Below are 20,966 nucleotides of genomic sequence, written 5' to 3' on the forward strand. Positions count from 1 at the left end.
ATGAGTGAATCAGCACGCTGACGTAACAGCGAACGAGTGGCTATACAGTAATACTCTTGCGTTCTTTATGTCGTTCGCTTTTTAGGAAAGTAAGTCCGTCTACGGCCAGTTGCTCGGGCGAGGGAAACATGGGGCGGAAGATGTGCGTAGCCGCAGCCAGCTCCGGCGGATTCGGGCCAAACGCTTCGATAGCGACGGGTCCATCGTAACCTACCTCGTCCAGCGCAGCAAACACATCGTCAAAATTGATATGCCCCTGGCCGGGTGTTGAGCGGTCGTTTTCCGAGATCTGCACGTGCACCAGATAGGGCGCTAACGTACGGATGGCCGCGCCCAGGCTCTTCTCCTCGATATTGGCATGGAACGTGTCGAAAGCAGCCCGGCAGTTGGGGTGGTTAACCGCTTCGATGTACCGAAACACCTCATCGGCGCAGGTTAGCAGGTAGATTTCGAACCGGTTCAGTGATTCGATGGCCAGCGTGACATCCTGCGTTTGTGCATGTTCGGCAACCTCCCGCATGGCCGTCACCGACCAGTCCCACTCCTGAGCTGTAGCGGCCCGGCCAACGAACGTTTTGAACCCGGCAAACAGGGGGCCCATCAGAATTTTCGAGCCAGCCGCGGCTGAACAGTCGACAACCCGCTTCAGAAAATCGATCCCAGCCCGACGAACAGCAGCGTCCGGACTGATCAGACTGTATTCGGGACCGCAGATGGTGCAGGTCTGAACGCCCAGCCCCAGACTGGCACACTGCTGCCCGATGCGTTTCCAGCGGGCTGTGTCATCGGCGTTATTGATGGGAATCTCAACGAAATCAAAACCGCTTGCTTTCAGAAACGAGAAGGTGTCGGACAGATCTTCCTCCATCGTCATCGTCCAGACAAATAGATTCATTCCATACTTATTCATATTCGATCTATAAAAAGTTAACAAATGTATTGAGTATACTAGTGGGATGCGCGGCTTATATTGCCGAAAACTGACTATTTTTTCACTAATTTTCGACCTTTTACCCCATATTCGAGTAAATAACAAGCCAGTCTTATGAAACAGCCCTTACGTAAAGACCTTGAACCGGTTTCCGCTTCGTTCCTGGTCAAGGAACTGGTTGAACCGCACTTCGATCCTAACTGGCATTTTCATCCGCACTACCAGCTGTTCATGGTAGAGGAAGGTACGGGCACGCGCTTCATCGGCGACTCGATCCGGCCGTTTGGGCCGGGCGATCTGGTCTTTCTGGGCCCTAACCTGCCACACCTCTGGCGCAGTGATCAGGCCTTTTTTGACCGGTCCAGCGGCTTGCTGACAAAGGGAATCGTTGTGTATTTCTCAGAAGGCTTCCTGGGCGCTGATTTTATCAACAAGCCCGAAATGGCGGCTCTGCGGCAGCTGTTCGAACTTTCGCGACGGGGACTCGAATGGATCGGCGACACCCGCGACCGTACCGAGGCCGCGCTTCGGAACCTGACCCAGCAGCCCATCAGCTTTGATCGGGTGCTGAGCCTGCTTACCCTATTGAACGAGCTGGCCCACGCCACGAATTACCGGCTCCTGACCAGCACGGGCTACACCAATACCGTGAAACCATACGAAATAGATGGGTCGGGCTACCGCCGGATGCAGATCGTTCACGACTACGTTATGGACCATTTCTCCGACGAAATACACCTCGCTGCCATTGCCGATCTGGCCGGCATGACAGCCCCCGCCTTTTGCCGCTATTTCAAGTCGCACGCCAACAAAACCTTCCTTGATTTTGTGGCCGAAGTTCGCATCGGCCACGCCTGCAAGTTACTGGTAAAAGGGGATTTAAGTGTGGCTCAGATCAGTTTTGAAAGTGGATTCAGAACCCTCTCCAACTTTAACCGCCAGTTCCGGCAGATAACCGGCCAGACCCCCTCGGGTTACGTCAGAACGTACCGGCAACTGGGCTAAACGAAAACTGCCCACCTCTTTTCAGAAGTGGGCAGCCGGTCCGAAGCCGGACTGTATGTCAACTACGGATTAATACGTCGTTGTACTCAGGGGTTCGCGGGTGGTTACGCCTTCCTGCACAAAAGCCAGCAGATCCTGGTTGAGCCGATCCTTCTCGGTTACAAACAGGCCGTGGGGCGCTCCGTCGTATACGATGTAGGTAGCGTTCGGCAGGGCGTTCGACGTCAGTTCGCCCGACGACTCGATGGGTACCGTTTTGTCAGAGTCGCCGTGAATGATCAGCGTAGGCACCGTAATCTGGGTCAGGTCGTTCCGGAAATCGGTTTCGGAGAAGGACCGTACACAATCGACCGTTGCTTTGTGCGACGCCACATAGGCCCGGGCGAAATCGCCGTCGAGGTGCGCCTGACTAACCGGGTGGCTGATCAGGTTAACCCCGTAGAACTGCTTGCCAAAGGTTTGCAGGAAGTCAGCCCGGTCTTTATTGATATTTTCGACCATCGTATCGAATACGTCCTGGTCTACGCCATCGGGATTATCGTCGGTCTTGAGCAGGTAAGGCGTTACTGCGCTGACGAAAGCGACCCGTGCCACCCGGGCACCGCCGTAATTGGCCATGTAGCGGGCCACTTCACCACCGCCCATCGAGAAGCCAACCAGCGTAACGTTCTGCAGATCCAGTTCGTCCAGTACGGCTTTCAGGTCAGCCGCCAGGGTATCGTAATCGTAGCCGGTCCAGGTCTGGCTCGACTTACCGAAGCCACGCCGGTCGTAGGCGATAACCCGCAGGTTATGCTTGGGCAGTTCGGCCAGCTGGTAATCCCACATTTCGTGGCTCAGGGGCCAGCCATGAATCAGCACAACCGGGCTTCCTGTACCCTGATCGGTGTAGAATAATTTTACATCATTGCCCTGGGCGTCAGTACCCGCTTTAATGTAGCTCATAACTAAGGTTCAATTAACGTGTTGAGTAATATAATCCATGAATTAACTGTAGTTACGTATAATGGTTTGTGGCAGATTCTTTCTTTGCCCTCTTTTGCGCGTATTTTATTTTCAGGTAATGAAACCATCCCTCCTGTCCCGACTGTCGGCCCAGCCCGACGCCCTTGATCATTTGCTGTCCGGTCTTTCCGATGAGCAGCTTCACCAGCGGCCCCAGCCCAGCACCTGGTCCATTGCCGAAAACCTGGCGCATCTGGGTCGTTATCAGGAAGTTTTTCTGGAACGAATGCAGCGGATCACTACCCAGGACGAACCCCGGTTCGAGCGCTATGCTGCCGATGCCGATCCCGGCTTTTTACCCTGGACCGAACTCCCGTTCGACGCGCTTCTTGAACGATTCCGGGGTGAACGGGCAGCCCTCAATGCCTTTCTCAGTATTTTACACGAGGAACACCTGACGCGCACGGGTCTTCACCCGGCCTATGGACCGATGACCCTGGAAGGCTGGACTGAATTTTTTCTGCTCCACGAAGCCCACCATTTTTTCACTATCCTGAAACTGGGGGGCGCCCTCCGCACCGCCGGACAGCCGATGGGTCTGTATTCGTTCTAGCCAACCGCCACCTGCACCGAGGCCTACGCACTCAGGTCGAGATACCGCATCTGCTGGTCAGCCGCCCTGTGGTACACCTGAGTGATGCTCACGGTTTGAAGACCATAAGCGGGGCGGTGCATGACAAAATCATGGGCCGGGTCGCCGTCGCCCGCCGTTTGGTGAAACGCAAACACGTCGGCGGCTGTATAATGAGGTTGTTTATAAAGAAACTGAGCCAGCCAGGTTTTTCGAAGTTCGGCCATGGGCAGCGTGTACAGCGTCACCGACGACCAGATATGCGCCACCTGGGGCGGCATGTTGCGGAGGTAAACCTGCGTCCCATTCCAGCGCAGCTCATGCAGCGCCGGCGTACCTGACGCGTGGCTGACGATAACCAGCGTAAAGGGCTCGATACCGCTGAAGTCGTAGCGGTCGGTAAACAGCGCCGGGCTGGGGTAGCTAAAGTAATCAAGCACGACCAGGCCGCGGCTTTTTCGGTAGGGTGGCTGATGAAGATGGGGCTCGAAGGCGCCGTTGAGCAGGCAAACGGTTGTTGTGCCGGAGGTAGCCAGCCAGGTCCCTCCGCCGGTCGGATCTTTGGGGAAACAAACTAGCTCGTCGGCCAGCGTATACGCCTGCGGGGCTAGCGCAACCGGTCGGCTACTGAGCTCGTCGCGGTTGGATGTCAGCACAAAACCACCTTCCGGCAGGGGCAAATAAGTTACGACGCACATGCGTTATCGGCGGCAGGACAAGCCTCATTCGATGAACCTGCCCTGCCATTGATGTGATCAGATAAACAAACCTACAGCAATACTCCCTGAAAGACCTCATCGAGCCGCGATACGGGCCGGATGCGGATCCCCATATTTTTCGTATCGAGCCCTTTGAGGTTATACTTGGAAATATAGATCTCTTTGAACCCCAGCTTTTCGGCTTCGGCAATGCGCGATTCGATCCGGCTCACGGCCCGCACCTCGCCCCCCAGCCCAACCTCGGCCGCAAACGCAATGGAGGGCGCGATGGCAATATCTTCGTAGCTCGACACGACAGCCGCACAAACGGCCAGGTCGATGGCCGGATCTTCGACCCGCAGCCCCCCGGCTATGTTTAGAAAAACGTCCTGCTGCCCCAGCCGGAAGCCGCCCCGCTTTTCCAGTACCGCCAGGAGCATATTTAACCGCTTGGCATCGAAGCCGGTGCTGCTGCGCTGCGGAGTGCCGTAGGTGGCCACGCTCACCAGCGCCTGCGACTCGATCATCAGCGGGCGGTTGCCTTCCAGCATCGACCCGATGGTCACGCCACTCAGCGCATCGTCGCGTTGTGAAATCAGAATCTCCGACGGGTTGGTTACCTGCCGCAGCCCCGAACCGAGCATTTCATAAATACCCAGCTCATCGGTACTGCCGAACCGGTTTTTGGTCGTTCGCAGAATCCGGTAGGTCGTATGCCGATCCCCCTCGAACGTCAGCACCGTGTCGACCATATGCTCCAGCACTTTGGGGCCAGCCAGCGAGCCTTCTTTGGTGATATGACCGATCATAAATACCGGCACGCCCGACTCTTTGGCATATTTCATGAACTCGGTCGTACACTCCCGAACCTGCGAGACACTCCCCGCCCCCGACTCGACCAGCGACGACTGCATCGTCTGGATCGAATCGATGATCAGCACTTCCGGCTCGAAATGCTCCACTACCCGGAATATATTCTGGGTCGACGTTTCGGTCATGACATGGCAGTCGCTGACGGGTGCATCCAGGCGTTCGGCCCGCATCTTGATCTGCTGCTCGCTTTCTTCGCCCGACACGTACAGCACCCGCATACCCGACAGGCTCAGCGCAATCTGGAGTAACAGCGTCGATTTACCGATACCGGGTTCGCCCCCGATCAGTACCAGCGAGCCGGGAACGATACCGCCCCCCAGCACCCGGTTCAGCTCCCCGTCGATAGTTGGAATGCGGGGTTGCTCCTCGTAATTGATCGCGTGAAGGGCTTTGGGTTTGGCAGCCACGCGTACATGGCCGGGACCGGCCGACGGACTGCGCCAGCCTCCTTTCTCGGGTTCGTCTTTAGCGACTACCTCTTCTACTATCGTATTCCATTCACCACAGGTAGCACAGCGACCCATCCATTTGGCCGACTGCTGGCCGCAATTCTGACAGAAATAAGTGGTTTTCAGTTTAGCCATTTCAGGAATCTAGAATAACGGCGGATGTTCAGTGATAGAGTTATTACCAGGTCGTTTAAACCAAACGGATGCTGGCTAGTCCAAGCCCCGAAACCGGCTCGGATCAGTTTTTACGCATTGCCCTTATTCATTAGATAAACGCCGTTTCCTCGAAATAAGTTGATCTGGCACACCGCCGGTCCCGACTAAACGTTTAACCATCTAGTACAATCAGACAACCATGAAAAAGAAACTGCTAATCGCTGCATTGACACTCCTGCCGGCGCTCACGTTTGCGCAGGGAGGCTTCCAGATCGGAATTAAAGGCGGGGTCAACCTCTCAAAACTTTCATTCGGCCCTTTTGTAAGTACCACTACGAATTCCAACGGGTCTCCCTCGGTCAATGTTGATGGCCAGACGTTCCGTAACAGCATCAGTGACAGCTACAAGAGCCGCACGGGTACGTCGTTCGGTATTTATACCCGCTTCGGGAAGAACCTGTTTTTACAGCCCGAAGTCCTCTACTCGACCCGATCGGGCCAGTTCGATGTCGTCCGCAACGGGCAGTCGGAAACGGTTACCATCAAAACAACGAGTTTCGATATTCCGGTGCTGATCGGTATTAAAGGTGGTCCGCTCCGGGTAGTAGCTGGCCCGGTTGTATCGCTGCGTATCGATGATAATCAGCGGCTGGGCGAGGCTATTCAGCAATATACCAGCGGTACGCTGAACGATGCCTGGTCAAAAGCGTATTACGGCTACCAGGTTGGGGGCGGCCTCGACATCGGGTCGCTCGGTATCGACGTCCGGTACGAAGGTAACCTGTCTGACGTGGCGGAGATCAACGACGCATCCGGCAAGTTCAACCAGCGGTTCAAATCGTGGCAGGTAACGCTGGCGTATAAACTGTTTTAAGGCCGGTAAGCAACAACACCTAAAAGGGGCGGATACGCAATGTATCCGCCCCTTTTAGGTGTTGTTGCTTACCGTTTCTATTAATTATGCATCCGCTGGCGGTACTGAGCCAGTTGCAGCGTAATGTCTTTCATCCGACGGCGCGATATGGCTACCTCCCGACCGTCGGCCAGTCGTACCTGCCGCTCTTTGGTAAACACACTGTGTTGTACGTAAGCCAGGTTCACGATGTATGATTTGTGGATCCGCAGGAACAGCGTGCTGTCGAGCGTTTTTTCGAATTCTTTCAGGGTTTTCGATACCAGATACCGTTTCCGGTCGCGGGTATGGAGGAAGGTATAGTTGCCTTCGCCCTGCAGACAGAGGATATCATCGACCGCAATAAATATGGTGCGGTTCAGATAAGGTAACGCAATCCGGTGAGTACCTCGCTGATACGAAGCTGGAAATTGAGGAGCAGTTAATGGGGGCTGTACAGTAGAAAAGAGGTTCGCTTCCATGCTTAGGGGTTATTAAGTCCGTGTTTGAATCCGTGTCTGATGACTCAAAATTACCATCCGGAGGCAACCTCACGAAAAAACGGTCTGGCAGCCAGCCGATCAGATTAACACCCAATCAACTAACTATCAGACCGTTATAAATATTTTTTGGTCTACATTTGAGTGGTAGTACCCACCTGATTACGTAGAAATACGTATGGCCTTATGCAGCATCCTACGGAGCACATATGGTAATTTCTACGGATGAGCGCGTCTAGCTCACAGCAACTGGCTGAAAATCACGGATGCGATCCATAAACATCTGCGCCCGGCGACGGGAAATTTTCACCTGCTGACCATCAATCAACTCCAGCTCACCTTCTTTCTTGACAAAAAACTTACGAACAAAGCCCAGGTTAACGATACACGATTTGTGAACCCGGACAAACGCCTGGCCGTCGAGCAATGTTTCATATTCTTTCAGGGTCCGGGACACCAGCATTTTGGTGCCGTCTTTCAGAAAGAAGTTTGTGTAATTTCCTGACCCTTCGAGCCGCACAATTTCATCGACAGAAATTGTTCGCTTACGATCGTAGAATGGGATCAACAGCTTCTGCATGCACGAAGAATCGGCAATTTTTTCCACACTTTTGTGGAAAGGAATGGACATTGGATCGAAAATCGAGTCGTTAGCGAATGCTTTCATAGTCGTTTTGAGTGAAGAATAATGATTGATAGTTTAAGGTTGATGTTCAGTTACTTAGGGAACTAGTAATCGCGATCTACCTAGGGAGTTACTGTGCGTAATACACCTCATCCTGTGCAACAATCAGACCTACCTTCCCGCCGTTTTATTAAACGTTGGTATCTTCTTTATAAACTGTTATTAATCAGTGGTATTTTACCGCTTACTCAATGACCATCCGTAAGGCAACGCATGGTCACATGTTGTCATCATTTTCTACAGTTTTGGGTAATAAAGACCACGCCCATCTGGCATATACGGTTCTTAAATCGGCACTCATTCCGTTTTTCCGTACCTTTGCCTTATACAATGACAGGTAGTGTAGTATGCTGGACCGAGTTAAGGAGATTTACGGGGAAATAGATCAGTACGAAGTAGCATCGAAAGAACAGCTGGAGCAGTTTCGACTACGGTTTATCAGCCGGAAAGGGGTTGTTACGGAACTGTTTGACGGGCTCAAGCAGGTGGCTGCCGACGACCGGCGCGCGGTCGGCCAGGCCCTCAACGGGCTTAAGAACCGGGCGCAGGAGCGTTTCGATGAGTTTGCCAGGCAGATTGACGATCAGCCAGCCGGTACCGACGGGGCGCCTATCGATCTGACCCTGCCCACTGTACCCAATCTGAACGGTACGCAACACCCGCTGAGCCTGGTTCGTCAGCGCATTATCCAGATCTTCGAACGGATTGGTTTTAACGTAGCCGACGGCCCCGAAATCGAGTCGGACTGGTACAACTTCGGCGCCCTCAACTTCCCGGATAACCATCCGGCCCGCGATATGCAGGATACGTTCTTCGTCGAAAAAGACGGTCAGCAATCCGATATGCTGTTGCGGACGCATACGTCGAACGTACAGATCCGGCTGATGGAGCGTCAGCGCGCTAATGGCAGCTCAGCCCCGTTCCGCCCAATTCGCTCCATTATGCCAGGCCGGGTGTATCGGAATGAGACCATTTCGGCCCGCGCCCACTGCATGTTCCACCAGGTAGAGGGTATTTATATTGACCGGAATGTAGGCTTCAAAGATCTGAAAGATACGCTGTATCACTTTGTAAAAGAGATGTTTGAGCCGGGTACGCAGATCCGGTTTCGACCGTCTTACTTCCCGTTTACCGAGCCAAGCGCCGAAATCGACATCTCCTGTCAGATCTGTGGCGGCAAGGGCTGTAACATCTGCAAACATTCGGGCTGGGTCGAAATTGCAGGATCGGGCATGGTTGACCCGCAGGTCATCGCCAACTGCGGCATCGATCCCGAAGAGTATACCGGATTTGCGTTTGGAATGGGTATCGAGCGGATCACCCAGCTCAAGTACGTTGTCAACGATCTGCGGCTCTATACCGAAAACGACGTACGGTTTCTGCGCCAGTTTGAAGGACTTTGATCAATGGGTGAATGAGTAAGTGAGTAGCCGCTCCAGTCGGCCTTCACCCAGTCGTTCAGTCGCTCATTCACTCACTCTATTATGTCACCTATTCGCTTATCCGATCTTGCGTTCACCCTTGAAGCTGTTCTGGACAACGCCTTCGGACAGAAGCCGATATGGGTTGTGGCCGAAACGAGCGATATCAAGAATTACCCCGACCGGGGGTACTGCTTCCTGACGCTGGTCGAGCGGGAAGACGGCCCCTCGGGTCGGCACGAAACGCTGGCCAAGCTGGATGCCTGCATCTGGCGCCGGAACTACCATACCATCCGCGACTTCGAAACCGCAACCGGCGTCGCCTTTGCGCGGAACGTAAAACTATTGCTCCTGGTATCGGTCGGATTCAGCCCGGTTTATGGCCTGCGACTCGAAATCCTGAAGATCGACCCTTCCTACACGCTGGGCAATCTGGAACGCGAGCGGCAGGAGGTGCTGGACACGCTGGTTCGGGATTACCCCGACCTGGTCTGGCTCGAAGCAGGACAATACATCACGGCTAATCAGCTTCTGCCCCGACCGGCCGTGTTGCAGCGCCTGGCCCTGATTGCCGCACCGGGCTCCGATGGCTGGCGTGACTTTCGCCATGAGCTGGCGGCTAACCCCTATGGCTATACGTTCTCGGTAGATGAGTACCTGACCCAGGTGCAGGGCAAAGGGGCCGAACAGGCTATTTGCCAGCAGCTGGAAACGATACGGCTGAGCAGTACGCCCTACGACGCCGTTGTTCTGGTGCGTGGCGGGGGCTCGCAGCTCGACTTCGGCTCGTTCGACACCCTGCTGATGGGATTGACCGTTGCCGGTTTCGACATTCCGATTCTGGCCGGTATCGGGCACGAGCGCAACGTCAGTATTACCGACATGATGTGTCACCAGAGTGTGAAAACACCGACCAAGGCCGCGGGCTTCCTCATCGAACACAACCGACAGTTCGAAGAAAGCTGCCTTCGGCTCCTCGACCGAATGGGCGTTGTTGCCCGGGATGTACTCCAGAACGCCCGCGAAGAGCTTGATATGCAAACCGACCGGCTGCGGTTTGTTTCTTACAACTACCTCCGCGACCGGCATACCGAACTAACCGAGAAGGCAGTTACGATTCGGCACCTTGACCCTGCCAACGTGCTCCGGCGGGGGTACGCCCTGCTGTTACGTCAGGGCCGGATCGTTACAAAGGCGGCCGAGGTCCGTCAGAGCGAAACCCTTCAGGTTCAGCTGCACGATGGCACCATCACCGTCGTGAGCTGATGTAGAGGCAACGTGGAGAAGTGCGTGGCCAGGATTGACGTATAGACAACAAAACACAACATGACCTATCAGGAAGCTTACGAAAAACTGACAGCGCTGGTTGAAGAGATCGAGAACGAAGAGATCGCACTCGACGAACTGCCGGCCAAAATCCGACAGGCTGGCGAGTTGATTACGTTTTGCCAGGATCGCCTGCGTATCGTTGAAACTGACTATCAGGAATCGATCGAACGCCTGCCGAAGCGATAAATCGGGAATTTATCAACCGGGCTTGCGTGTCCTTTAGTAAACCTTGCCTAATTTTATCCCGGAGGGGGGTCATAAAAGGGGTAATGTGCCGATTTTGACTGTGAAGAGAACGACACCCTTGTTTTGCCCGATCGAGTTTTCCTACTTATGAATTTGTTCAACACATTCGATACTGTATTCAACCCGGACGTCGTATCGCGTATTGCGCTGTACGTAGACGAACCGGCGGATAAAATCAATAAAGCCGTTGACGGTCTGGTATACACCATTATTGGTGGTCTGATGAAGCGGACAACTACTGAAATTGGAGTCAATCAGTTATTCAGCCATATACAAAAAGGGCGTTATGACGGTAGTCTGATCGAAAACCTCGATCAGTCACTACGCGATCCGGCGCATACCAATACGCTCATTACGCAGGGTAATGATGTGATCAGTCATTTGCTGCCCGCCATGAAAAGCTCGATCGGCAGCATGATCTCGAGCTACGCGGGCATCCGCAACTCATCGGCTATTTCGCTGCTGGGTCTCACCACCACGATCGTATTGCACGGCCTGGGTAAACAGGTTAAAGACCGGAAGCTGGACGCCGATGGGCTGGCCTCGCTGCTCTTTGCCGAACGCGATGCTCTCATCAACACCGTACCGGACGAATTCATGCCCCGGCTGGTCGAGAAGGTGGGGCTGCAGCAGATCGTTTCGGGCCTGGCAGCGCCGGCCCGCCGTTCCGCGACCGAGGCACCGACCCGCCCAGTGGCTTCGCCATCCCGCCAGACCGCTACGGCTTCGCGCCCACCTATCAGTTACGAACCCGCCGAAGAAGAAGCCGGGAACAACAGCTCCCTGGCAAAGCTGGCCGTAGGTGGGCTGCTGGTTCTGGCCGTACTGGGCGGAGGCTACTACATCTATCAGAATACCCAGAATTACGCCGGCGATGAGCAGATCGTTACCGACGCGGGCCCGGTCACGAGCGATACCATCCAGGCCGATACCGTAACCCGGTCGCTGGCCGTGCCGGCCGAGCCGGCTCCGCGCTCTACATCAGCAACCGCGGCAACTACCGCAACCGGTCTGGCTGTCGGGGGCGCGCCCACCACGCCAACCGGTAATCTGACGCAGCAAATGACGCCTTATCTGGGCAACGCAGCCCTACCCAAAGGCCGGATCTTCCCACTGACGGAGGTGTCGTTCTCGCCCGGTTCGTTATCCATGACGTCGGGGCAGGCAACCGTTGGGGAGCTGGCCACGCTGCTGAAAACCTATCCTTCGCTGCAAATTCAGCTGATCGGTTACGCCAATGATGCCAGTGGAGCGCTTACCAACAAGAGCCTGTCGTTCAAGCGGGTCAACCAGATCAAGCAGCAGCTGATGTCGTCGGGTATCGATTTTGTTCGGATCGACGCAATCGGACGCGGCACCGGCGTCAGCAAACGGGATACATCCGGTATCCCCAAACCGACGCTGAAAAAAATCGACGTTAAAGTAGTCGTTAAATAAGCGAAGGCAGAGGATGGCCATGGGGGGGCTGATGCCGCTCCTCCCCGTCCTGTCCAAACAACTTCCCGCCCGTCAGGTTGAATGGTAAGCGATCAACTTAACACACTCAACTCCTATGACAACCGAAGCAGGCAAGACAGCTCTTATTACCGGCGCATCGAGCGGTATTGGCCGTGAACTGGCAACGTTATTTGCCAAAGATGGGTATAACCTCGTTCTCGTAGCCCGAAGCGAAGATAAACTTCAGGATCTGGCCGACAAGTACAGACACCAGTTTGGCACATCGACCATTACGGTTATCGAGAAAGACCTGTCGAGTCCGCAGGCTCCGCAGGAAATCTACGATGAGGTAACCCGGCAAAACATTACCGTAAACGCCCTGGTGAACAACGCCGGTTTTGGCGAGTATGGCAAGTTTGCGACCGAAACCGATCTCCAGAAAGAACTGAATGTCATTCAGGTCAACCTGACATCACTGGTCCACCTGACCAAGCTGTTTCTGAAAGATATGGTGAAGCGGAATGAAGGGAAGGTTCTCATGCTGGGGTCGGTAGCGTCTGTGATGCCTAACCCGATGATGGCGGTTTACGGAGCCACCAAGTCGTTTATCTATTCGTTTTCCGAAGCGCTGCGTAACGAAGTGAAAGATACTGACGTCTCGATTACGGTGCTGATGCCGGGCGCGACGGATACCGATTTCTTCAACAAGGCGGGCGCGATGAACACAAAAGCGCAGGATCAGGCCCGCTCAACCGACCCAGCTGTAGTGGCCAAAGATGGGTACGCAGCCATGATGGCTGGCAAAGACAAGATTGTGTCGGGTGCTATGAATAAAGTACAGGTAGCGGCCGCTCACTTTCTGCCCGATCAGGCTGTTGCCGCCAACATGCGGAAGCAGATGGAAGATCGCAACGCCCAGCAGGAAGAGCAGTCGTCGGCGCTGGCCCTCGGCATCGGCGTAGCAGCCCTCGTGGCAACGGGTATCGTTCTGTATGCCACCTACCGAAATGCCGGTCCGATCGATCGGGCGCGGTATCGGTATAAAGCCAGCAAAGCGAGCCGGTCGGCTAAAAACGCACTGGCTTCCGTAGTCGACTCGGTGGCCGGGTCCTACTACAAAACCAAAGCCGAGGCCGAGCAGGAAGCGGTGTAGCATGAATGATGAATGGTAAATGATGAACGAGGGGCGACAGTGACCGCGCCAGTTCATCATTTACCATTCATTCACTTTTTCCCCGGAAACCGTTCGAACACGTTGGCGACGGCGTTGCTGATCTGCTCAGGGTCCAGCGTTCGTCGGTTGAGTACGCTTGAGACGGCTACATCCCACAGCAGGGCGTTACGCTGCGCGTCGACTATATGTAAGTTTACGGTCCCCTCCTGATACGTTCCCGTCGGCACTTCCTGACTCCGCCAGCTGTACCGGCGCTGACCAATATACAGCGGAGCTTCCCGAATCGTGGTCTGCCGGGTTTGCGTCCGCTCCTTCACCACGGCCCCCAGATTGACCAGCAGGTCCGGATTATCTTTCGTAGGCTCATAGCCCCGGTTCTTCAACTCGATAGCTACGGCCTGTTTGACCTGTTCCATAGCTGCCTGGTATGAATCGCGGGGGGTTGGGTCGATACGGGCTGTATCGACAAAGGCATAGGTCCGGTAAGCCGCCCAGGTCGCCGACCGATCCGACTCGTTACGAACAACCCGAAACGGGGAGCAAGCCGATACCAGCCCAATAAGCAACAGGAAAAGATGGGGTAATTTCATGGCGTTGGTTAGTTTCCTGTATAACAAATCTCCGTGGCTATTTGTGCGTAAGCGAACCTTACCGGCACCTTGCCTCACCCAGCGTATTCGAACAACTTCGACCGGCGCCGGTTCTCTAGAGAGTATTATTCGTTACTTAATCACAACGTTATGAAAGAAGGAACAGGAAAAACAGCCCTTATCACCGGTGCCTCCAGTGGCATTGGTCAGGAACTTGCCAAACTTTTTGCCCAGGATGGATTCGACCTGGTGCTGGTTGGCCGACGTGAAGAAACCCTCGACCGGCTGGCCGACGTCTTCCGCAATAACTACGGAACCCAGCAGATTACCGTCATCAACAAAGACCTGGCGCGGGAAGATGTAGCGCAGGAGCTGTACGACGAGTTACAGAGCAAAGGCATTACGATTAATATTCTGGTCAACGACGCGGGGGCGAGTACCTACGGGAAGTTTGCCACCGAAACAGAATGGGCGCGCGAGAAAGAGCTCATCCACCTCAACGTGCTGACCACCACACTACTGACCAAGCTATTTCTGAGCGATATGGTAGCCCGCAACGAAGGCCGTATTCTGCAGCTGGCTTCGATGGTATCGGTAACGCCTTTCCCGCTGATGTCGGTTTATGCGGCTACCAAAGCGTATGTCTGGAGCCTGACCCAGTCGCTCAATAATGAACTCAAAGGCACCAACGTAACCATGACGGCGCTGATGCCCAACGCCACGGCCACCAATTTTTTCCGCGAAGCGGGTGCGCCCAAACTGGTCGTTGAAGACATGATGGATGATCCGGCTATGGTAGCTAAAGACGGCTACAAGGCGCTGATGAAAGGCGAGGCCAAAGTAATCCCCGGCGGGCTGGGTAACAAAGCGCAGGAACTCATGTCCTATGTGTCGCCCCAGGAAGCGCTGGCCTCTCTGATGCGCAAGCTGCTCTCGCCCAAGCATGAGTCAGGGCAGGACCAGAAAACGCCAGCCTGGACCGTTGGGATCGGCATTGCGTTGGCGGCTGTGGCGGGCTACGCGCTCGTACGTGCTTATACCAACGCCAACCCGATCGATAAAGCTCGTTATCGGCAACAGGCGCAGTCGCTGGGGGACTCGGCCTCGGGTACGATCTCGTCGATCATCGACTCGGTTGTCGGAACCTATCACAACGGCAAAGCTAAAGTCGAGTCGACGCTGGCCTGATACTGATAGCCAGTATAATCAGACCATATAACTGAACGGAGAGGTCAACGCCCGCTGTAAGCAACAGCGTCTGGCGTTGACCTCTCTGTCGTTTATCCGGGTAGCCTGACTCATTACCCTATGTCTGATCTGGTGCGTACATCTACGTAATTTCCCGGTAGTACTACCTGTGTTCACTCGTTGCTGTTTCCGACAGTGGGGGTGATGCGACTAAGAAGTCGTATCACCTTACTCATTAATCACTGTTCAACATGAAACGTTTACACACAGGCCTGCTCGTGGCTACCCTCTTCCTTGGATCGTTTGTTTTTCAAAACTGTCAGCCTAAAGACGGCGAAGTAGGCCCCACCGGACCAGCCGGACCTGCTGGCCCCACCGGACCGGCTGGTCCGCAAGGTGCCAAAGGCGAGACAGGCACCGCCAACGTTCAGTACTCGCCCTGGATTCCGACCACATTCTCGGGCAGTGGCAGCACCTATACGGGCAACATTACAGCTGCAGCCATCACGCAAGCCGTTCTGGATCGTGCCGATATCCGCGTGTACTGGAGCGAGAGCGGCCGAGTACTTGCCCTGCCGTATGCGCAGACAATCGGGGGCACAAGCTATTCGGTACACCAGCGCTTTTACGTGGGGCGCATAGAGCTGGTTGCTTCCTATGCGTTGTCGAGCCAGCAGTTCCGCTACGTCATTATTCCGGGTGGCGCTGCGGTTGGCGGGCGAAAGGCGGCCATCGACCTCAACGATTACGAAGCCGTAAAAAAAGCCTACAACATTCCTGATTAACCGTAGAGACGCATCCGCCCGGCGGCCCGGCCCATGCGTCTCATTCGCGTCAGCAACAAGACCCCATGCAGCTCCTATGCGTCAGCAATTTGTAAGTACAACCACCCCTCCCCTATAACGCCGTGTTGCTGACGCGTAGGAGACGCATAGGCCGGGCCGCCGGGCGGATGCGTCTCTACGTTTTGCGCTTCTTTTTGCGGGCCGAGGGGAACAGGACGTTGTTGAGAATGAGCCGGTAGCCAGGCGAATGCGGGTGTAGATTAAGGTCGGTAGGGGTGCGCCAGCTGCCGCCCCCGCGGACACCTTCGGGATCGTGACCGCCGTAAAAGGTCCACTGGCCCCGCCCTACTTCGCCGTAGATGTAGCGATCGGAGGTTTTCCCCTCCCCCATCACCAGCGAACTGGGTTTGACGGCGGCCTTCCGGAACGCGGTGGTCTGCCCAAAAAACTCTTTGATAATGTGTTCGTGGTTCTGGGTAAGCATGGCCGGAATTACGTCCCATTTGGCCGAGAAGTTAAACAGCTCGAAGAAACCGGCCGTTTGGTCGTAACCCCGACCGGCGGCCGAGTTTATGTCAGAAAACGTAGAAAAGCCCCGGTATCCATTGTCGCCTTCGAGGGTGAAATTTCCGAACGCCAGCGTTTTGGTAAAGTCCAGCTTAGCCTGCGCGTCGGGGTCGGTACCATCGCCGTCGTACGCACTTCCTACAATATCGACGCCCTCCGCTGCCAGCGCAATATCGAGCGTTTCAGCGCCCGAACACATGGCAAACAGATAGCCTCCGCCCGCGCAGAACTCCTTGATGGCTTTGGCCACCGCCAGTTTCATGGTAGATACCTTCGAGAACCCATATTTCTTCGCGATGTCTTCCTGCGCTTTGATGTCGGCCAGCGTCTGCCGGTGAATGGCCCGCCCAAACTGACCCGTAAAATCCTCATGGTGCAGGTGCAGCCAGTCATATTTGGGCAGGTCGCCCTTCAGAATCTCTTCATCATACACGACCTCGAACGGAATTTCGGCGTAGGTCAGCACCAGCAGTACGGCGTCCGTATTTTCGAACTCGGACGGGCTCACTTTAATGGGCGAATAAACAATGATCTTAGCCGCCTTGTGCAGCGTCACCACGTTCATATTCAGATCGGGATCAGCCAGCTGCTGGCGGATAGAAGCCGCCCGGCTATCGGTAATCGACTCGAACGATACGCCCCGCACCCGGCATTCGGTCTCCAGCGCGGCCGAGTGCTTAATCAAAAACGCCCCACCCCGGTAGTTCAGCAGCCAGTCGACGTCCTGGTCGTCTTTCAGCATTTTATACGCAATGCCATACGCTTTGAGGTGGTTGGCCTGCTGATCGTCCATCGGGATCAGGATTGAGCTGGCGCGGGCGGCAATAATCGCCGACAGGAAAAGCAGGATGGTCAGATGCCGTTTCATAACTTGCATACGTTCGCAACTGGTTCTGTTCAATGGTGAAGCTACTTTCCTTTTCCTGTTACGGTCTTCTACTGTCTACACTGGCTGTACTTATGATGTTTTGTACCCGTCAGGCTATGCCCCCATCTCCGCCCCCCGTCGAAACCGGCGTTTCGCAGGCCCTGGCCCGGTTTCGGGCTCAAACCCTTGGCGATCTGGCATATGCTCTCAAGTTCGACATTCCTGCGCAAAAAAACCAGCCCATTCCAGCCAGTGAAACCATAACCTTTACGTGGCAGCCCGGCAACGCACCTTTGCAACTCGACTTCAAGGAAGAACGCGCTCATTTGCAGACTGTTTCGGTTAACGGAACAGCCATTCCAATTGTTTTTGAGCAGGAACATCTGCTCATCGATGCGGCCCGGCTCCGACCCGGCACCAACCAGATCACGATTGGCTTTACGGCCGGGAATCTATCGCTGAACCGGAACGACGATTACCTCTATACCCTGCTCGTTCCCGACCGCGCCCGCACCGTCTTTCCGTGTTTCGACCAACCCGACCTGAAAGCCTCGTTTCAGCTTACGCTTACCCTTCCGCAACGCTGGCAGGCCATCACCAACGCCAGCCTGATCGACTCCGCCGTAACTGCCGACCGGAAAACGCTCCGGTTTGCTGCTTCGGAGCGGATACCGACCTATCTGTTTTCGTTCGTAGCGGGGCAGTTCAGGCCCGTCAGCCGAACCGCCGGCAACCGGCCCATGCTGTTGCTCCACCGCGAAACCGACACCACCAAAATCCGGCTCAGCCTCGCCCCGCTCTTCGATCTGCACGCCGAAGCGCTGGGGTTTCTGGAAGACTACACCCAGATGCCGTATCCGTTCAGCAAGTTCGACTTTGCGGCCATCCCTGATTTTCAGTACGGCGGCATGGAACACGTTGGCGCCATCGACTACCGCTCCTCTACCCTCTTTCTCGACAACGGCGCCACCCGCGATCAGAAGCTGAACCGCGCTACCCTGATTGCGCACGAGACGGCACACATGTGGTTCGGGGATCTGGTGACCATGCGCTGGTTCGACGATGTATGGCTCAAAGAAGTGTTTGCCAACTTTATGGCCGATAAAATCACGGAGGCTTCGTTTCCCGATGCCAACTACGATCTGCAGTTCGTGATCGACCATTTCCCGGCTGCCTACGCCGTCGACCGGACCGAAGGCGCCAACCCCATTGGTCAGCCGCTGGCCAACCTCCAGGAAGCCGGCTCGCTGTACGGCGGTATCATCTACCACAAAGCGCCGATTATGATGCGGCAGCTGGAGCTCCTGATCGGGAAAGAAGCCCTCCGGGAGGGGCTGCGCGACTACCTGAAAACCTACGCCTTCGGTAATGCGACCTGGACCGACCTCATCCGGATTCTCGACGCCCGTACCCCAACCGACCTCCAGGCCTGGAGCCGCATCTGGGTCAGCGAGACCGGCCGACCGGTTTTTACGCACCAGATCGAGCAGCAGAACGGACGCATCAACCGATTTACGATCACCCAAGCGGGCGAAGATGGCTCCAGACGCCTGTGGCCCCAGGTGTTCGACGTGGCCCTGGTCTATGCCGACCGGGTCGAGCTGATTCCGGTTACGATGAGCCAGCCTACCGTTGAGCTAACCGCTGCGCGGGGCAAAACACCCCCGCTGTTCGTCGCTTTCAACGCCATGGGGCAGGGATACGGCCGTTTTCCCGTCGACCCGGCTACCCCCGCCCAGCTGGCCAGCGTCGGCAATCCCGTTACCCGGGCGGCTCTGTACATCAATCTGTACGAAGCCATGCTGGCAGGAGCCGGTATCGGGCCGAAACAGCTCATCGATACGTACCAGACCATGCTGGCAACCGAGAAAGAGGAGCTTACCCTGCGGCTGCTGACCAGTCAGCTGACGGACCTCGTCTGGACATTCACCCGACCCGCCGACCGGCCAGCGGTAGCGGCCCAGGTCGAACAGGCGGCCTGGCAGGCTATGGAGCAGGCTATGGAGCAGGCTCAACACCCGGGTATCACTAAACTGCTGTTTCGCCTGTACCAGAGCGTGGCCCTCAGTCCCGGCGCCCAACAGCGACTGTACACAATCTGGGACCAGCAGAAAGCGCCGGCGGGCGTGACCCTCACCGAAGATGACTATACCTCCCTGGCCCTGGCGCTGGCCGTACGCGACTACCCGGCCGACGGCATCCTGACCCGGCAGCTCGCCCGCATCAAAAACCCCGACCGGCAGAAACGACTCGAATTTATGATGCCCGCCCTCTCGGCCAGTGAGGCCGAGAGGAACGCTTTTTTTGCGTCACTGGCCGTCGAAGCCAACCGCGACCGCGAAGCCTGGGTAACGGCGGCCCTGGGTTACCTGCATCATCCGCTCCGGGCCGTAACCTCGGCTACGTACCTGCCCAAAAGCCTCGAGTTGCTGGAGGAGATTCAGCGAACCGGCGACATTTTCTTTCCCGAGCAATGGCTGCGGGCCACGCTCAGCGCGTATCAGACCCCCGAAACGGCCCAGCTGGTCCGGCAGTTTCTGGCCGACCGGCCGGGTTATAATCCCCGTTTGCGCGCGAAACTGTTACAGGCTGCCGACGGACCTTTCCGGGCCAGCAAGCTCCTTTATCAGCCATGATCACAGATACGCATTTCCCGGCTATCAGTCCGGCCATGGCACGAGACCGGTTTCTGCTGCGCGACGAGACGTGGGACAATCGTTTCAGGCCCGATTTTGACCAGTTCATTATCTCGTCGTTCGAGTACGCCCGGCCGGTCATCAAACTACCGGTCCCGACGGGCCGTACCGGCAACCACGCCCTTTTTCTGGTTACGGGTGGCGAAGTCGCCATCCGGATTGGTCATCGGGCGTATACGCTCACCTCGCCCGAGCTGGCCATCGTTCCGGCCATGCAGATCTTCTCGATCGAAACCATTCAGGAAAACACAACGGGTTACATGTGCTTTGTCAGCCCGGAACGGCTACGCACCGCCGTTGGTCCTGCCAGCTTCGATTTTCTGAAGCTGACCAGTCAGCCCGTCGTGTCGTTGACAAGCCCCCAAACCGATTACATAGCCAATCTGCTCGGGCGGCTCTCAGCGGAGTATTACACCCACGGCAGCACGCGAACCGACCTGATTGGGCCGTATCTGCTCACGCTGATGACGGAAATCAACCAGGCTTATCTGGGCAGCGTACCGCCCCGGATCAGTGCCGGCGATCAGCTGGTTCAGCGGTTTATAGACGTACTGCCCCAGCGCATTCGCCAGTCCAGAGCGGTAACGGCCTATGCTGACTGGCTCAACGTGACCCCTAATCACCTTAACAAAGTACTGAAAGCCCGAACGGGTCGGTCGCCCTCGGTCTGGATTGACGAGCATATCGTTCTGGAAGCGAAAGTGCTGCTTTTCCAGTCTGGCCTGACGGTGGGGCAGATTGCGGCCGAGCTGGGTTTCGATGACCAGTCTACCTTTGGTAAGCTGTTCAGGAAGTACGTGCACCTGAGCCCCACGGCTTTCCGAGCCAGGCACAGCCAGCAAAATGATTGATTCGGACCAATTTCCAACGAATACGTCCTAACTCAACAACCGCCTACGC

20 protein-coding genes are annotated in these 20,966 nt (G+C 55.7%); 12 read left to right on the forward strand and 8 right to left on the reverse strand.

The window, feature by feature from the left end; all coding sequences use genetic code 11:
* Positions 1 to 40: 40 nt before the first annotated feature.
* Complete coding sequence (locus EQG79_RS05115; RefSeq protein WP_129600398.1) at positions 41 to 910, reverse strand: sugar phosphate isomerase/epimerase family protein; 870 nt, start codon at positions 908 to 910, stop codon at positions 41 to 43.
* A 135-nt stretch (positions 911 to 1,045) separates the two neighbouring features.
* Here EQG79_RS05115 and EQG79_RS05120 point away from each other — a divergent pair, with 135 nt between their 5' ends.
* The gene (locus tag EQG79_RS05120) at positions 1,046 to 1,936 is read left to right on the forward strand and encodes an AraC family transcriptional regulator (RefSeq protein ID WP_077919180.1); all 891 of its coding nucleotides are present in this window, start codon (positions 1,046 to 1,048) and stop codon (positions 1,934 to 1,936) included.
* Between the two features lie 69 nt (positions 1,937 to 2,005).
* Here the strand turns inward: EQG79_RS05120 and EQG79_RS05125 are convergent, their stop codons facing one another.
* Positions 2,006 to 2,881 (reverse strand): alpha/beta fold hydrolase, encoded by an 876-nt coding sequence (locus tag EQG79_RS05125; protein ID WP_077919181.1) that lies wholly within the window; start codon positions 2,879 to 2,881, stop codon positions 2,006 to 2,008.
* Between the two features lie 118 nt (positions 2,882 to 2,999).
* Between EQG79_RS05125 and EQG79_RS05130 the strand changes: the two genes are divergently transcribed.
* Positions 3,000 to 3,494, forward strand: coding sequence for a DinB family protein (locus EQG79_RS05130; RefSeq protein WP_161492689.1), 495 nt, complete (start codon positions 3,000 to 3,002; stop codon positions 3,492 to 3,494).
* A gap of 23 nt (positions 3,495 to 3,517) precedes the next feature.
* Here EQG79_RS05130 and EQG79_RS05135 read toward each other — a convergent pair whose 3' ends face one another.
* Together EQG79_RS05135 and radA are read right to left on the reverse strand one after the other, a co-directional pair.
* Entirely contained in the window at positions 3,518 to 4,210 is a 693-nt protein-coding gene (locus EQG79_RS05135) for an NRDE family protein (RefSeq protein WP_129600400.1), read from the reverse strand.
* A 71-nt stretch (positions 4,211 to 4,281) separates the two neighbouring features.
* Positions 4,282 to 5,667 carry a DNA repair protein RadA gene (gene radA / locus EQG79_RS05140; protein ID WP_077919184.1) on the reverse strand — a complete coding sequence of 462 codons (1,386 nt, stop codon included), beginning with the start codon at positions 5,665 to 5,667 and terminating at the stop codon, positions 4,282 to 4,284.
* Between the two features lie 220 nt (positions 5,668 to 5,887).
* Between radA and EQG79_RS05145 the strand changes: the two genes are divergently transcribed.
* Positions 5,888 to 6,562, forward strand: coding sequence for a porin family protein (locus EQG79_RS05145; RefSeq protein ID WP_077919185.1), 675 nt, complete (start codon positions 5,888 to 5,890; stop codon positions 6,560 to 6,562).
* 80 nt (positions 6,563 to 6,642) lie between these two features.
* Here EQG79_RS05145 and EQG79_RS05150 read toward each other — a convergent pair whose 3' ends face one another.
* Complete coding sequence (locus EQG79_RS05150; protein ID WP_077919186.1) at positions 6,643 to 7,062, reverse strand: LytR/AlgR family response regulator transcription factor; 420 nt, start codon at positions 7,060 to 7,062, stop codon at positions 6,643 to 6,645.
* A 253-nt stretch (positions 7,063 to 7,315) separates the two neighbouring features.
* Positions 7,316 to 7,747, reverse strand: coding sequence for a LytR/AlgR family response regulator transcription factor (locus EQG79_RS05155; protein WP_077919187.1), 432 nt, complete (start codon positions 7,745 to 7,747; stop codon positions 7,316 to 7,318).
* 365 nt (positions 7,748 to 8,112) lie between these two features.
* On the opposite strand from EQG79_RS05155, the gene pheS reads away from it, so the two are divergent.
* From pheS to EQG79_RS05180, 5 genes are all read left to right on the forward strand, one after another.
* Complete coding sequence (gene pheS, locus EQG79_RS05160; RefSeq protein ID WP_077919188.1) at positions 8,113 to 9,168, forward strand: phenylalanine--tRNA ligase subunit alpha; 1,056 nt, start codon at positions 8,113 to 8,115, stop codon at positions 9,166 to 9,168.
* 81 nt (positions 9,169 to 9,249) lie between these two features.
* Positions 9,250 to 10,452, forward strand: coding sequence for an exodeoxyribonuclease VII large subunit (locus EQG79_RS05165; protein ID WP_077919189.1), 1,203 nt, complete (start codon positions 9,250 to 9,252; stop codon positions 10,450 to 10,452).
* Between the two features lie 60 nt (positions 10,453 to 10,512).
* Positions 10,513 to 10,701 carry an exodeoxyribonuclease VII small subunit gene (gene xseB / locus EQG79_RS05170; RefSeq protein ID WP_077919190.1) on the forward strand — a complete coding sequence of 63 codons (189 nt, stop codon included), beginning with the start codon at positions 10,513 to 10,515 and terminating at the stop codon, positions 10,699 to 10,701.
* Positions 10,702 to 10,848: 147 nt separating this feature from the next.
* Positions 10,849 to 12,198, forward strand: a complete 1,350-nt coding sequence (locus tag EQG79_RS05175) for a DUF937 domain-containing protein (RefSeq protein WP_077919191.1) — start codon at positions 10,849 to 10,851, stop codon at positions 12,196 to 12,198.
* Positions 12,199 to 12,313: 115 nt separating this feature from the next.
* Complete coding sequence (locus tag EQG79_RS05180) at positions 12,314 to 13,351, forward strand: SDR family NAD(P)-dependent oxidoreductase (protein WP_077919192.1); 1,038 nt, start codon at positions 12,314 to 12,316, stop codon at positions 13,349 to 13,351.
* 71 nt (positions 13,352 to 13,422) lie between these two features.
* Here EQG79_RS05180 and EQG79_RS05185 read toward each other — a convergent pair whose 3' ends face one another.
* Positions 13,423 to 13,962, reverse strand: coding sequence for a DUF4136 domain-containing protein (locus EQG79_RS05185; protein WP_077919193.1), 540 nt, complete (start codon positions 13,960 to 13,962; stop codon positions 13,423 to 13,425).
* 150 nt (positions 13,963 to 14,112) lie between these two features.
* On the opposite strand from EQG79_RS05185, the gene EQG79_RS05190 reads away from it, so the two are divergent.
* Together EQG79_RS05190 and EQG79_RS30925 are read left to right on the forward strand one after the other, a co-directional pair.
* On the forward strand, positions 14,113 to 15,150 hold the full coding sequence (locus tag EQG79_RS05190; protein ID WP_077919194.1) for an SDR family NAD(P)-dependent oxidoreductase: 1,038 nt from the start codon (positions 14,113 to 14,115) through the stop codon (positions 15,148 to 15,150).
* Between the two features lie 251 nt (positions 15,151 to 15,401).
* Positions 15,402 to 15,935, forward strand: coding sequence for a collagen-like protein (locus EQG79_RS30925; RefSeq protein WP_165358837.1), 534 nt, complete (start codon positions 15,402 to 15,404; stop codon positions 15,933 to 15,935).
* 175 nt (positions 15,936 to 16,110) lie between these two features.
* Here EQG79_RS30925 and EQG79_RS05200 read toward each other — a convergent pair whose 3' ends face one another.
* On the reverse strand, positions 16,111 to 17,370 hold the full coding sequence (locus EQG79_RS05200) for an asparagine synthetase B (RefSeq protein WP_077919196.1): 1,260 nt from the start codon (positions 17,368 to 17,370) through the stop codon (positions 16,111 to 16,113).
* A 116-nt stretch (positions 17,371 to 17,486) separates the two neighbouring features.
* Between EQG79_RS05200 and EQG79_RS05205 the strand changes: the two genes are divergently transcribed.
* Positions 17,487 to 20,006, forward strand: coding sequence for a M1 family metallopeptidase (locus tag EQG79_RS05205; RefSeq protein ID WP_129600402.1), 2,520 nt, complete (start codon positions 17,487 to 17,489; stop codon positions 20,004 to 20,006).
* The gene (locus EQG79_RS05210; protein WP_129600404.1) at positions 20,003 to 20,917 is read left to right on the forward strand and encodes a helix-turn-helix domain-containing protein; all 915 of its coding nucleotides are present in this window, start codon (positions 20,003 to 20,005) and stop codon (positions 20,915 to 20,917) included. Before EQG79_RS05205 ends, EQG79_RS05210 begins: the two co-directional genes overlap by 4 nt.
* Positions 20,918 to 20,966: the final 49 nt, after the last annotated feature.

This window comes from Spirosoma sordidisoli (assembly GCF_004138325.1).
GTDB lineage: Bacteria > Bacteroidota > Bacteroidia > Cytophagales > Spirosomataceae > Spirosoma > Spirosoma sordidisoli.